16 protein-coding genes are annotated in these 13584 nt (G+C 59.4%); 15 read left to right on the top strand and 1 reads right to left on the bottom strand.

Features of this window, described 5'->3' with window-relative positions:
- The first annotated feature begins 215 nt into the window (after positions 1 to 215).
- The 10 genes from ACSOSP_RS21405 to ACSOSP_RS21360 all read left to right on the top strand — a co-directional run bounded on the left by ACSOSP_RS21405 (position 216) and on the right by ACSOSP_RS21360 (position 7010).
- Positions 216 to 2138 carry an ABC transporter permease gene (locus tag ACSOSP_RS21405; protein WP_455312926.1) on the top strand — a complete coding sequence of 641 codons (1923 nt, stop codon included), beginning with the start codon at positions 216 to 218 and terminating at the stop codon, positions 2136 to 2138.
- Entirely contained in the window at positions 2135 to 2920 is a 786-nt protein-coding gene (locus ACSOSP_RS21400) for an ABC transporter ATP-binding protein (RefSeq protein ID WP_455312925.1), read from the top strand. Before ACSOSP_RS21405 ends, ACSOSP_RS21400 begins: the two co-directional genes overlap by 4 nt.
- Positions 2920 to 3648 (top strand): ABC transporter ATP-binding protein, encoded by a 729-nt coding sequence (locus ACSOSP_RS21395; protein ID WP_455312924.1) that lies wholly within the window; start codon positions 2920 to 2922, stop codon positions 3646 to 3648. The genes ACSOSP_RS21400 and ACSOSP_RS21395 overlap by 1 nt, the downstream gene beginning before the upstream one ends.
- Before the next feature lie 112 nt (positions 3649 to 3760).
- Entirely contained in the window at positions 3761 to 4978 is a 1218-nt protein-coding gene (locus tag ACSOSP_RS21390; protein WP_455312923.1) for an ABC transporter substrate-binding protein, read from the top strand.
- A 194-nt stretch (positions 4979 to 5172) separates the two neighbouring features.
- Complete coding sequence (locus ACSOSP_RS21385) at positions 5173 to 5445, top strand: plasmid mobilization protein (RefSeq protein ID WP_455312922.1); 273 nt, start codon at positions 5173 to 5175, stop codon at positions 5443 to 5445.
- 2 nt (positions 5446 to 5447) lie between these two features.
- Positions 5448 to 5642 (top strand): hypothetical protein, encoded by a 195-nt coding sequence (locus tag ACSOSP_RS21380; RefSeq protein WP_455312921.1) that lies wholly within the window; start codon positions 5448 to 5450, stop codon positions 5640 to 5642.
- A gap of 37 nt (positions 5643 to 5679) precedes the next feature.
- Positions 5680 to 5907, top strand: coding sequence for an AbrB/MazE/SpoVT family DNA-binding domain-containing protein (locus ACSOSP_RS21375; protein WP_455312920.1), 228 nt, complete (start codon positions 5680 to 5682; stop codon positions 5905 to 5907).
- A gap of 89 nt (positions 5908 to 5996) precedes the next feature.
- Positions 5997 to 6287, top strand: coding sequence for a nucleotidyltransferase family protein (locus ACSOSP_RS21370; RefSeq protein WP_455312919.1), 291 nt, complete (start codon positions 5997 to 5999; stop codon positions 6285 to 6287).
- Positions 6284 to 6652: a HepT-like ribonuclease domain-containing protein gene (locus ACSOSP_RS21365; RefSeq protein WP_455312918.1), complete on the top strand. Its 369-nt coding sequence runs from the start codon at positions 6284 to 6286 to the stop codon at positions 6650 to 6652. The genes ACSOSP_RS21370 and ACSOSP_RS21365 overlap by 4 nt, the downstream gene beginning before the upstream one ends.
- A gap of 82 nt (positions 6653 to 6734) precedes the next feature.
- Positions 6735 to 7010 carry a hypothetical protein gene (locus tag ACSOSP_RS21360; RefSeq protein ID WP_455312917.1) on the top strand — a complete coding sequence of 92 codons (276 nt, stop codon included), beginning with the start codon at positions 6735 to 6737 and terminating at the stop codon, positions 7008 to 7010.
- Positions 7011 to 7116: 106 nt separating this feature from the next.
- On the opposite strand, the gene ACSOSP_RS21355 is transcribed toward ACSOSP_RS21360, so the two are convergent.
- On the bottom strand, positions 7117 to 7680 hold the full coding sequence (locus tag ACSOSP_RS21355; RefSeq protein ID WP_455312916.1) for a lipid-binding SYLF domain-containing protein: 564 nt from the start codon (positions 7678 to 7680) through the stop codon (positions 7117 to 7119).
- Positions 7681 to 8307: 627 nt separating this feature from the next.
- Here ACSOSP_RS21355 and ACSOSP_RS21350 point away from each other — a divergent pair.
- From ACSOSP_RS21350 to ACSOSP_RS21330, 5 genes are all read left to right on the top strand, one after another.
- The gene (locus tag ACSOSP_RS21350) at positions 8308 to 9351 is read left to right on the top strand and encodes a LysR family transcriptional regulator (protein WP_455312915.1); all 1044 of its coding nucleotides are present in this window, start codon (positions 8308 to 8310) and stop codon (positions 9349 to 9351) included.
- Between the two features lie 101 nt (positions 9352 to 9452).
- Positions 9453 to 10085: a hypothetical protein gene (locus tag ACSOSP_RS21345; RefSeq protein WP_455312914.1), complete on the top strand. Its 633-nt coding sequence runs from the start codon at positions 9453 to 9455 to the stop codon at positions 10083 to 10085.
- Between the two features lie 37 nt (positions 10086 to 10122).
- Entirely contained in the window at positions 10123 to 11430 is a 1308-nt protein-coding gene (locus ACSOSP_RS21340; protein WP_455312913.1) for an MFS transporter, read from the top strand.
- 45 nt (positions 11431 to 11475) lie between these two features.
- The gene (locus ACSOSP_RS21335) at positions 11476 to 12177 is read left to right on the top strand and encodes a DUF2848 domain-containing protein (RefSeq protein WP_455312912.1); all 702 of its coding nucleotides are present in this window, start codon (positions 11476 to 11478) and stop codon (positions 12175 to 12177) included.
- A gap of 19 nt (positions 12178 to 12196) precedes the next feature.
- Positions 12197 to 13561 (top strand): amidase, encoded by a 1365-nt coding sequence (locus ACSOSP_RS21330; protein WP_455312911.1) that lies wholly within the window; start codon positions 12197 to 12199, stop codon positions 13559 to 13561.
- Positions 13562 to 13584: the final 23 nt, after the last annotated feature.

The raw sequence follows: 13584 nt of genomic DNA, 5'->3' as shown, positions 1-13584 counted from the left end.
GAATGTCAGCTTAACGTTAGTCGTAAAACCCTTTAAAACAAGGGTGAAGAGTCATCATACCTAGTACAAGTCACTAGATATAAAGTGGGCATGGTCATTGCATAGAAGACTAGAATTAAAGTGTGTACATTTGTATCGGCAGACATGAGTATCGCTGTAAAAGGCGCGCTTGCCGACACGAACACCTTGATGAAACCTGAGCAATAGAGGCATCGATGCTTTCGAATCTGGCTATACAACTCATCAACGGACTAGCGGACGCGTGCGCCATGTTTCTTGTCGCGTCCGGTTTGTCGTTGATCTTTGGCGTGACGCGAATCGTCAACTTCGCGCACGGCTCGTTCTACATGCTTGGCGTGTACGTGGCCTATAGCATCGCCAGCCGCTTCGGCTCAACCGTCGCCGGTTTCTGGCTGTCGATGCTTGCGGCAGCGCTCGTGGTTGCCGTGCTTGGTGCGCTGGTCGAAGTGATCGTGCTCCGGCGCATTTATCAGGCGCCCGAGTTATTTCATCTGCTGGCAACCTTTGCGCTGGTGCTGATCTTTCGGGACGCGGCGCTGTATATCTGGGGCCCGGAAGACCTGTTCGGACCGCGCGCTCCGCTGCTCGGCGGCGCGGTCAACCTGCTTGGCCACGCATTGCCCACCTATGACATTGCATTGATCGTGATTGGTCCCGTGGTACTGGCTATCCTCTGGTTCGGTCTGACTAAAACGCGGTGGGGCACGCTTGTGCGCGCGGCGACCGGTGATCGGGAAATGCTCGGTGCGCTCGGTATCAACCAGGCCTGGCTATTCACGGGCGTGTTTTTCATCGGCGCATTCCTCGCGGGTCTTGGCGGTGCGCTCCAGGTGCCGCGCATGTCGGCGAACCTGTCGCTTGATATCGATACGATCGGCAATGCGTTCGTCGTGGTGGTGGTGGGCGGAATGGGCTCGATTCCGGGCGCGTTCGTGGCGGCGCTGCTGATCGCGGAGATCAAGGCGCTATGCATTGGAATAGGTGACGTGACCATTGGCGGCGTTGTGTTTTCGCTAAGCAAGTTCACGCTGGTGGCTGAGTTCGTGGTGATGGCGATCGTACTCGTCGTGCGGCCGTGGGGGCTGCTCGGTCGCGCGCAGGCCGCGGTTCGCACCATGGCCGTCGCTGAAACGCCGCTGCGTCCCGCCGATAGCCGCCTGAAGATATTTGCTGCTGTCGTGCTCGCGGTGCTTGTTTTGGCTCCGCTGCTGTCAGGCGTGTTCCCCTATATGCCCGTGCTGCTGGTCGAGATATTGATCGCGGTTTTGTTTGCGACAAGCCTGCACTTCATCATGGGTCCGGGCGGCATGCATTCGTTCGGCCATGCCGCCTATTTCGGCCTCGGCGCCTATGGCGCCGCGTTGTTCCTGAAGGTCCTGAACCTGCCGATGGAAGCCGCGCTCGTGCTCGGTCCGTTGCTTGCAGGTATCGGGGCACTCGTCTTCGGATGGTTTTGCGTGCGCTTGTCCGGTGTCTATCTCGCGATGCTGACGCTGGCCTTCGCGCAGATCGTCTGGTCGATCGTGTTCCAGTGGGACGCGGTGACCGGTGGCAGCAACGGTATTCTCAACCTGTGGCCGTCGACCTGGCTTAGTTCGACCGTGGCGTACTACTACGTGACCCTGGTGTTCGCGGTGCTGGGTGTGTGGCTCTTGCGGCGAATGCTGTTCTCGCCACTCGGTTATGCCATGCGCGCCTCGCGCGACTCAACCCTTCGCGCCGAAGCAATCGGTATCGACGTGAAGCGCGTGCAGTGGGTCGCTTTCATCATCGCGTCATTGTTCTGTGGTCTCGCGGGATCGCTGTATGCGTTCTCCAAGGGGTCGATCTCGCCGGAAGTGATCAGCGTCGGGCGCTCGGTCGACGGCCTCGTCATGGTGCTGCTGGGTGGCTTGCAGACGCTTACCGGCCCGATTGTCGGCGCGGCAGTGTTCACCTGGCTTCAAGATACGGTCGCGCGTCAGACGGACTACTGGGAGGCGCTGCTGGGTGCTTCGATCCTGGTGCTGGTGATTGCGTTTCCGCAGGGGATTGTGGGGTTCGTGCGGGACAAGCTTGGGTCGCACAAGAATTCCGATAACAGCGTGAGTCCGCAACCCGCCAAGGAGGCCCTGTGACCCTTTTGCGCGTCTCTCATCTCGCGAAGTCGTTCGGCGGCGTGAAAGCGGTCGACGACGTCTCCTTCGACTTGCACGCGGGGCAGTTGCTTGCGCTGATTGGTCCGAACGGTGCGGGCAAGTCGACCTGCTTCAACATGCTCAACGGGCAGTTGAGACCGAGTTCGGGCTCGATCCTGTTCGACGACCATGAGATCGCGGGCAAACGTCCGCGCGATATCTGGCGTCTCGGCGTTGGCCGTACTTTCCAGATTGCCGCGACCTTCAATTCGATGACAGTGATTGAAAACGTTCAGATGGCGCTCGTTTCGCGGGACCGCCAGCTATTCAACCTGTGGAAACCGACCTCGTCCATTCACGCCGATGAAGCGATCGCGCTGCTCGAACAAGTCGGCATGGCGGCGCATGCGAAGCGCGCATGCGGTGTGCTTGCTTATGGCGATGTGAAGCGCGTCGAACTGGCCATTGCACTTGCCAACAAACCTAAGCTCTTGCTGATGGACGAACCGACAGCGGGCATGGCGCCCAAGGAACGCAACGACCTGATGGCGCTGACCAAGCAGCTGGTGATCGACCACAAGCTCGGCGTGCTTTTCACCGAGCACAGCATGGACGTGGTGTTCGCCTACGCTGACAAGCTGATCGTGCTCGCTCGCGGCAAGCTGATTGGCGAGGGGGATGCGGAGAGCGTGCGCAACGATCCGCGTGTGCGCGAGGTGTATTTCGGCACGGGAAAATCTTTCACGCCGCGTGCATCACTCGCAGCCGACGGAGTCGCGTAATGAACCCGTCTACTCAAGACAAGACCATGTTGAAAGTTTCCGGCCTGAATGCGTTCTATGGCCGCGCGCAGATTCTGTACGACGTTGAACTCGAAGTCGGCCGCGGTGAAGTGGTCGCGCTGATGGGCCGCAACGGCGCGGGCAAGTCGACCACGATGAAAGCGCTCATGGGCATGCTGCCGTCGCGGCAGGGAGCGATCAATTTCTGCGGACACGATATCGCGAAGTTGCCGCCGTACCGTATCGCGCGGCTTGGCATGGGCTTCGTGCCGGAAGACCGGCGCGTGTTCGGCGATCTCTCTGTGATGGAGAATCTCGATACCGGCCGCCAGCCGCCACGCGAGGACGCGCCCCGCTGGACGCCTGAAAAACTGTTCCGCCTGTTCCCGAATCTTGGCGAGATGCCGAATCGTCCGGGCAGCCAGATGAGCGGCGGCGAGCAGCAAATGCTGACCGTATCGCGTACGCTGATGGGCAATCCCACGCTGGTCCTGCTCGATGAACCGTCGGAAGGCGTGGCGCCGATCATCGTTGAACAGATGGCGAACATGATTCTCGAGTTGAAGCGCGAAGGGCTGTCCATCTTGCTATCCGAGCAGAACATGCATTTCGCCGAGCTCGTCAGTGACCGCGCGTATGTGCTCGAAAAAGGGCAGATACGGTTTAGCGGCACGATAGACGAGCTCGCCCGCGACGAAGCGGTGCGGCGGGCTTACCTGAGTGTTTAAGCGTGTTCAATTCAAGTACAGATCGACCAAGGGTATCCTTCAGGCAACCTTAGCCATGTCACTTGGCATTCAACCTAGCCGCCTTACCTAGCCTTATCCGGAGAGAAAAACTATGACCACGCGTGTTGGATCGTTGCTGCGCTTAGCCGCTTTCGTGGTTGCGCCCCTGGCCACCGCTTTGGTGTCGGCCGGCGCTGCCGCCCAGACCATCAAGATTGGCGAGATCAACAGTTATAAAGCGCAGCCTGCGTTCCTCGGCCCGTATAAGAACGGCTGGAACATGGCGCTCGACGAGGTCAACGCGGCAGGCGGTATCGATGGCAAGAAGCTCGAAGTCATCTCGCGCGACGACAACGGCAATCCGGGCGATACGGTTCGCGTGGCGCAGGAACTGGTCACGGGCGAACAGGTCTCGTTGTTGTTCGGCGGGTTCCTGTCGAACACAGGTTTGGCGCTTGCCGACTATGCCAAGCAACGCAAGATTTTTTTCCTGGCTGCCGAACCGCTGACCGACAAGATCGTCTGGCAGGACGGCAACAAGTACACGTACCGGTTGCGTCCGTCGACCTACATGCAGGTCGCGATGCTCGTACCTGAAGCCGCCAAGCTGCACAAGAAACGCTGGGCGGTTGTGTATCCGAACTATGAATACGGGCAGTCGGCGGTGGCGACGTTCAAGCGTCTGCTGAAAGCGGCGCAGCCTGACGTTGAGTTCGTGGCTGACCAGGCGGCGCCGCTTGGCAAGCTGGATGCCGGTGCGGTCACGCAAGCGCTCGCGGACGCGAAGCCCGATGCAATCTTCAACGTCGAGTTCGCTGCCGATCTCGGCAAGTTCGTGCGTGAGGGCAATACGCGCGGCTTGTTCAAGGACGTTTCCGTGGTATCGCTGCTGACGGGTGAGCCTGAATACCTCGATCCGCTCGGGTCCGAGGCGCCGGTCGGCTGGATCGTGACGGGGTATCCGTGGTATTCGATCGATACACCTGCCAATCGTAAATTCGTCGCGGCGTATGAGACGAAGTATCACGACTATCCGCGGGTTGGATCGGTGGTGGGTTATTCGGCGTTGATGTCGATTGCCGATGGTTTGAAGAAGGCCAAGTCGACCGACCCGGAGAAGCTTGCGGCAGCGTTCAAGGGCTTGAAGGTTGAGACGCCGTTTGGTCCCATCACGTACCGCGCGCAGGATAACCAGTCGACGATGGGTGCGTACGTCGGGACGACGGCGGTGAAGGACGGCAAGGGCATCATGACGAACTTTCGGTATATCGATGGCGCGAGTGTCCAGCCTTCCGATGCGGAAGTGGCGAAGTTGAGGGCGGCGGATTAAGTTGGTGCGGGGTGTGTGATGATGTGAGAACGGCCCGCGGAAGCGGGCCGTTCTCGTTGGTGGGGCCGGGCGGAGATTTCGTTTTGAGCGCTGCTGGAATCGGTCGAATCCGTTGATGCGGTAAAAAGCACTTGACCGGTACCGGAAAGGGCATAATATGTACATATCATGTTCATGTACATAGGAGCCTAAGAATGGCCGCTGCAACGGAACGGATTGTCGTCCAGGTGACGCCGGTTCAAAAACGTGCGATTGCGAGCACCGCGAAGCGTCTCGGGCTCAACGTGAGCGAATTGATGCGCCAAGCGGCGCAGGGCTTTACGCCGTCGGATGATGAAGAGGATATCAATGCGCTGATCTGGCGCGTGGACGCGTCCACGAAGGAAGCGAATGATGCACTCGATGACGCGTTGTCATTTGTTGTGGAATCGAACAAGCGCATCGCTGCAATGACAGGAGGTAAGTAGTAATGGGTGTGACCGACAAGGTGTGGGACGCGCTTACGACCGTTATCAAAATGAATGACAAGGTGGTGTCGCTGGCCGGTACGGTGAAAGAGCAGCAGCTAAAGATCGAGGGACTGACCGAGCGTGTGATTCGTCTCGAGGCGACTCTGGAACTGATGATGCGTACAGGCAGCAGCACGAAGAAGCTGCCCCGCTGACAGGGAGCAAATTAATGCATGATGGATACGAGAAGCAATGACATCGGCAACTTTGACATCTAAAGGGCGGGTAACGATTCCTGTAAAAGTACGTAACCAGCTCGGGCTCGCAACCGGGGACCGCATAGAGTTCATGCTCAACGACGAAACCGGGCACTACGAAGTCGCGCTTGCTGAACGCTCAGTGACCGCACTCAAGGGAATCATCCTCAAACCTGCAGAATCGGTTCTGATAGAGGACATGAATATGGCAATCGGCGAGTAGGGTGAATCGGCGAAGAGCATGCAGTAAAGTGGTGTTTCGGTGCGCGCCTTAGCGCCCGGTGGACCTTAAACAGTCGAGGAGTTCGTTCGATGAAGCCTTCTATTGCACTCGATGCGCACCGCGTGGAAATCCGGCTGATTGTCGAAGCAAACCGTGCCGTCAATGCGCGCGTGTTTGGTTCCGTCTTGCACGGGGAAGATACTGAAGAGAGTGATCTGGACATCCTGGTTGACCCGGAACCAGGAATGACCCTGTTGAATATCGGTTCGATCCGGCGCCAATTGGCACAGTTGCTTGGCGTATCGGTAGACGTGCTGACTCCGAATGCACTTCCCGAAAAATTTCGTGAGGTTGTGGTCGCCGAGGCGGTGCCCGTATGAGTCGTGACAAACAACGCTTGCCGGATTACTTGCAGCACATTCTCGATGCAATTGACCGCATTGGAAGGTACACGGTCGATATGGACAAGGCTGCGTTTAAGGCGAATGAGCTTGTATGCGATGCCGTGATCCGTAACGTCGAAATCATTGGCGAAGCAAGTAATAACGTTGACAAGTACTACCGCGACTTTGCTGAAGCGCACTCTGAACTTCCGTGGACCGACGCCTACGAAATGCGCAATGCTGTAGCACACGGCTATTTCAACGTCGATCTCGATATCGTGTGGAACACGGTGCGTAATGATTTGCCCGGGCTACACAGCGCCATTGAGACGCTGTTGCTGGATCTCAGGTCAGATCATTGACGAATCCCAGCGGGAGAACCAAGGAGATGACCCTGCGCGTGAGCGCTCCGCACGGCCGGTAGCCGAACGTTAGGATAAAGCGATGAACCTTCTCCAGCTTTTCGGTGCCGGTTGTTTTGGATCTGTTATTGGCTGGACATTGCGCTATGTCTTGGCGCACTCGAAGGAGATTTCGGTGAGTAGCTTGGGAACCATTGTTAGCAGCGTCGGAGGCGCTGCCATTACTGCCCTTTTTGATCGGGGAGGCGCAATGTTCGCTACCTACAGTATCGGGCTGGCGCTTGGATTCTTCTTGCATGTGCTGCTATTCGACATTGATCCAACTACGGGTGCAGTCGTTTATCGCGCGACGAAATAATAAGAAAAAGCTAGCTTATGCAAGTATAGTTCATTGAGGGCGCCATGATAGTCGTGCGCCCGGTGAACCAGAGGCTCACTCGCAAGTCATCTGCATAACCACCCGCTCACGGACTAAGCTTCGAGATTTTCTGCCCTTGAATACCTACCCCGGCCATCAACCCTTGCTGGCCATAAATGAACGCGTAGACATCTGATTGCAACGTGGTCGATGTCAACGACCGAGCCGTGCCGGAATCCACGACAACAACGCTTGGCCCCGCGCCAATCGACCAGCCGCCGCTAGTCTGCAGATACTTGATTGCGGAATCGGTCGTGAGGAACATGGCTTCCTGAAACGATTGTGCGCCGGCTTGCAGACCATACGAAACGGAGGTCGCGTTGTAGTAGCCCATCACTTTCCCATCCGCGCCAAACATCACGCCGTTGCCTTCCTCAGCACCGACGATCAAACCCGCCTTGAGTATTTCCGGAAATACGAGCACGGCCTTCGTTCGGGACTGGAGCAACTTTGCATTGGGGGTCGTGCTGTACAACTGCTGTAGCGCCGCGCGCGCTTTTGCTTCCAGATCGGGGTCGACCGCGTTTGTCGGAGGTATTTGCGAAGTCGAACAGGAGGTCGCCAACAACAAGAGCAGGGTAGCGAGGATCAGTCTGATGCATTGGATCATGAGGTCAAACTCCGCTTGCAATTCGGTTGTGTCCGGTTGAATACAACCTGGGGGTAGATGCGCTTTATCGGTGGTAATGACGGTTGACGTTTTCAATTTGAAATACGTTCTCGTTCGCGAGTTAATTGATTGAGTCAAATAACCTTGACCTATAGATGTTTTCTAAAACGATTGATTGGTTAATGTCTTTATTCGGAGTATTCAGGAAAAATTACCAATGAAGACGATCGCTGGCACGTCTGGAACATGACCAGCATGCGCAAAACGCAGATCGGCTCGGATGGCGTTGCACCGTACATGTGACAAGCTATCGATCATCGACAGATTCGACTCTGAGGACTTCGCGAGCAGGCTTTGTCGTCCTTGCTTTAAGGAGCCGACTTAATAGAGTAGGAGGTTATATCAAGCATTGTCATTTGGCAAAACATCAAGAATTAAACGAGCAATAGAATTAATATCGGAAATCGTTTCGTCGTTGCAATTTTTTATACAGTAAATATATCCACCAAAAACACCTATGCATGCGGATCGATCCGTCCGCGCGTTGGAGCAACCTTAGCCAGCCAGAACGGCCCATCCGCCATGACGCGTTACCATGCACGTTCGTCATGACTTGCGACCCTTGCCGTGAACATCCGCTTCCTCGAAACCTTCGTCTGGCTTGCCAAACTCCAGAATTTCCGCCTGACGGCTGAGAAACTGCACACCACGCAAGCGGCGGTCTCAAGCCGGATCGCGTCGCTTGAGGAGAGCTTCGACGTCCGCCTGTTCGATCGCAACTCGCGCTCCGCCACGCTTACGCCGGCTGGCCGCAAGATGCTGGCCTATGCAGAGCGCATCGTCCGCCTTGGCGAGGAAATGCGCCGGGAAGTCGACGACGCAGACGCCGACGCAGGCCTGATCCGCATCGGGGTGATCGAATCCATCGTGCATAGCTGGTTCCCGGCGCTGATGGCGCTCGTGCGCGAGCGTTATCCCCGGCTTGAAATAGAAGTCACCAGCGACACCACGATTCACCTGGCGAACCTGCTGCGTGGCGGTGAGATCGAATTGATCCTGCAGACCGATGCAATCGCCGGCCCCGACTTCACGAATCTGCCGCTGTGCGAATTCCCGGTCCGCTGGGTGGCCAGTCCCAAGCTCGGGCTCTCAGGCCGGACACTCGATCTTGCGCACCTCGCGGACTTCCCCATCGTCAGCTTCTCGCGCCATTCCGGCCCGCACGCGACGCTCGAACAACTGTTCGCACTGGCGGTCGAGAGACCTGCGCGGATCAACTGCATCACGTCGGTGGCGGCAATGATCCGGCTGGTTGCCGACGGTTTCGGTGTGGCCGCGCTGCCACCCGCGATCATCCAGCGTGAGTTGCGCGAAGGGACGCTCGAGGTCCTCGATGTAAGTGCCGAGTTTCCATCGCTGCCGCTGGTGGCGACGTGCAGGGCACAAAGTCACCCTCTCGCCGCGCGTATCGCCGATCTGGCACGGCAAGCCGCGAGCGGGTTCGAAACAGCGCTCCACGCTGAGCCGGTACCGGTTGCGAAGACTGAGGCCGTGCGAGACGCATCGCCTAAACGCGGCGTCCGCAAGACTGGCAACGCGCGGACGTTGTCGCCAATGGTCAACACGCGCAAGCCGGGTCGCACGAACAAGTCGCCGCCAAGCAAGTCATAAGGAAACTTATTCACGCCGTATTTGTTTTCTTGTTGGACCGAAGCCCCCGTTGCTCGCGACACTGTTCCCACTACGAATCCACTTTCGCCAGGGAACAATCGATGAGCGCATCACAACCGCAGGGCCAGCTTTGCATCTGGACAGACACCGATCCTGATCCGGTGCAGGAAGCCGATTTCAACGCGTGGTACGACCGCGAGCACATGCAGGAACGCGTCGCGATCCCCGGCTTTCGCTACGCCCGCCGCTTCAAGGCCACCGACGGCGGCCCGCGCCGCTATCTCGCGCTCTATGTGACCGAGTCGCTCGCCGTCTTCCGCAGCGACGCCTATCAACGCGCGTTCACTCAACAAACTCCGTGGTCTCTCGCCAACTTTGCGCGAATGACCGGCACGCAGCGACGCGTAGGCGAACTGACACTTGAAACGGGTGACGGCGAAGGCGCGTTTCTCGCGCTGTTTGTGCTCCCGCCAGAACGCGTTGAGGCGGCGTTGTTAAAACCGCGCTTCGAAGCAAACCTACGTCAGCCCGGCATTCATGCCGCCCGGCTTTTTTGCACTGCGCCTGCGTTGTCGGTATCGCTGACGGCATCGAAGGAATCCGCATTGCCCGCTGCCGATGCGCTCGTATTGGTCGAAGGCAGTGATCCCGAAGTTACCCGCGCGCTCGCCGAAACACTCGCGCAAGGCGCCGAAGTCCGTACGTTCCAGATGCTCTGGCGCATTTCCGCCTGAGCCGACGTCATCCCGCTTTCATCATCCGAGGTTCTCGATGAATACACTTGCCCAGCAATCCGATATCGGTTCACCGCACGTCGGACGCGGCCGTCTGGCGACGGCGAGCATGGTCGGCACGTCGCTTGAGTGGTACGACTTCACGATCTACAACACGCTCGCCGCGCTTGTTTTCAATCACCTGTTCTTCCCCTCGGTCGATCCGCTCGCGGGCACCATTCTCGCGTTCTCGACCTACGCGGTCGGGTATATCTCGCGGCCGCTGGGCGGCGTGATCTTCGGCAACCTGGGTGACCGCATCGGCCGTCGTGCGGTCCTGATGCTCACGCTTGTGCTCATGGGCATCACCACGGCGCTGATGGGCTTCCTGCCGACGTACGCCGCCATCGGCATCTATAGTCCGATCCTGCTCGTCGCGCTGCGCTTCGTGCAGGGCATCGCGCTCGGCGGCGAGTGGGCAGGAGCCGTGCTGCTATCGATTGAACATGGCGATCAGGACAAGCGCGGCCTGAGCGCGTCGTGGACGCAGGTCGGGCCATCGTTTGGCACCTTGCTCGGGACGGGTCTCATCGCGCTCCTCACGCTCCTGGTCTCCCCCGATGACTTCCTCGCCTGGGGCTGGCGTTTGCCCTTTATCGCCAGCATGCTGCTGGTGGTTTTCGGCCTGTGGGTACGGCGCGGAGTCGATGAAACGCCGCAGTTCGAACAGTTGAGCCACGCCCATGCTACGGCTAAGGTGCCCGTTGTTGAAGTGCTCACGCAGCACTGGCGGCGTCTGTTGATTGCGGGCGGTTCGCGGATCGGATCGGACGTGCTGTACGCGTTGCTGGTCGTGTTCACGCTGACTTATGTCACGACCGTCCTGCATCTCTCGCGTACGACAGCTCTGACCGCCGTGCTGATCGGCACCGCGTGCAATGCGTTGAGCGTGCCGTTCTTTGGCGCGCTGTCGGACCGGTTCGGGCGTCGGCCGGTTTATCTCGCGGGTGCATGTGCCGCGCTGGTGTGGGCGTTTGTTTTCTTCGTGCTCGTGGATAGCGCGCAGCCGTGGCAGATCGTGATCGCCGTCGTGGTGGGGCTTGTGATCCATGCCGTGATGTACGGGCCGCAAGCCGCATTCGTGACCGAGCAGTTTCCTACCCGTGTGCGCTATGCCGGATCGTCGCTCGCTTATACGCTGGCCGGCATTCTCGGCGGCGGCTTCGCGCCGCTCATCATCGTGGCTCTGTTCAAGCATTACAACAGCACGTTGGCGGTGTCGGTGTATGTGGCCGTTGCAGTGATTGTCACCGGCATCTCGCTGATCGTCGCGCGTGAGACTGCGCGACGGCCGCTGGAAAATTAACGCGCTACCTGTCTCCGCGCTACGCTCATCTACTCAAGCTCCCCAATGACTACGCTTTCCTTTAATGTATTTCCCCTCGGCGCCGAGCCTGTGTCGACCACTGCCAACATCGATGACCTCGTGATCGCGGGCTGGGCAGGGCGAGACCCCGCCGCGATTCAGGCGCATATCGATGAACTCGCGGCGCTTGGTGTAGCGCCGCCATCCACGACGCCTTGTTTCTATCGCTTGGCCGCCGATCTGCTCACGCAGGACGAGAGCATTACCGTGCTCGGTGCGCACTCGGGGGGCGAGGTCGAATGCGTGCTGCTCGATAGCCCGCTCGGGACGCTGGTCGCTATCGGCTCCGATCATACGGACCGCGAAGTAGAGGCGTATGGCGTGGCGGTATCGAAGCAGGTTTGCGCAAAACCGCTTGGCCGCGATGCCTGGCTCTATGCCGATGTCGCCGGACATTGGGATCGGTTGACGATGCGCTCGTGGCTGAGTAGCGCCGACGGTGAGCGCCGTCTTTATCAATCGGGTGCGGTCAATGGGCTGCTCGATCCGGCTGATTTATGGCGCAGGTTTGCGGGTGCGCCGACGCTGCCTGCGAAGAGCGCGATGTTCGGCGGTACGCTTTCTGTGCACGGCGCGATCGCGGCGATGTCCTCGGGCGATGCCTTCGAACTCGAGATACACGATCCCGTGCTCGAACGCACTTTGACACATCGGTATTCGGTGGCTTCGCTGCCGGTCGTCGCCTGACTTTTACTGGATATCCTCCATGACGCTCTTCGCTCCCAAGACTCCGCTCGCCGACCTCGCCGCCATGCTCGACGCTGGCACGACGACCTCGCGCGAACTGACTGAAACCGCGCTGGAACGCATCGCTGCCGATGGCGGCAATGGGGGCGCCGCGTTCTGTTTCGTGGACGCTGACGGCGCTCGCCGCCAGGCCGATGCTCTCGATGCGCTACGCCGCGCCGGCACGCGTCTCTCGCCGCTGGCGGGTGTGCCGGTATCGGTCAAGGATCTCTTCGATGTACAAGGCCAGCCGACCCGCGCCGGTTCCCGCGTCCTCGCCGATGCGCCGCCTGCTCGTACCGACGCGCCCGCTATCGCCCGGTTGAGGCGAGCCGGCGCGGTGCTGATCGGGCGCACGAACATGAGCGAGTTCGCGTTCTCGGGGCTGGGCCTCAATCCGCACTATGGCACGCCTGCGTCGCCGTGGCGCCGGAGCGAACGACATGTGGCGGGCGGGTCATCGTCGGGGGCCGCGGCTTCCGTGGCCGATGGTTTGGCGGCAGCGGGCCTTGGCAGTGACACGGGCGGATCGCTGCGGATTCCCGCCGCGTTTTGCGGGCTCACGGGTTTCAAACCGAGCGCGGGACGTGTGCCGACTGAGGGCGTTGTGCCGCTGTCGCCCACGCTCGATGTGGTGGGCGCCATTGCACCGAGCGTCGCCTGCTGCACGATGATGGACGGCGTGCTCTCGGGTGCATCGTTCGGTGCAAGAAGGCCGCTTGCGGGCGCGCGATTGGCGGTGCTGCGCAACTATGTGATGGATGGCATCGAGCCGGAAGTCGCGCGAACCTATGAAGCGGCGTTGGACAGGCTCGCTGATGCTGGAGCCTTGCTCACGGAAGTTCGTTTCGCGCCGCTCGATTCACTGCCTGCGATCAACGCGTTCGGCTTTTCTCCGATAGAAGCGTTTGCCGCTCATCGCTCGCGGCTGGGTACGCAGGCCGATATGTACGACCGGCGCGTGCTGGCGCGGATCAGGCGGGGTGAGGCGGCATCGGCGGCGGATTACCTCGATCTGATCGCGGCGCGGCGTGCGACCATCGCGGCGGCTCGGCAGTTCTTCGCTGGTTTCGATGCGTTTGTCATGCCGACCGTGCCTATCGCGCCCCCATCGATTGCCGCGCTCGAAGTCGATGACGCCGCGTTCGCCGCAGCGAACGCGCTGGTGCTGCGCAATCCGAGCGTGGTGAATTTTCTTGATGGCTGTGCGGTTTCAGTGCCTTGTTATCGGGAGGGGGACGTGCCGGTGGGGTTCAGCATCGGCGGGTTGCATGGTCAGGATGAGGTGATTCTGGCGCTGGCGAGTGCGGTGGAAAACGCGCTTGGGATTTGTAAAGTGTATTAGTGCATGATGCACTGTTCTGGTAG

The organism is Caballeronia sp. KNU42, assembly GCF_053760385.1.
Note: the sequence above shows the minus strand (reverse complement) of the source record. Positions and strands in the feature narration are given on the sequence as shown.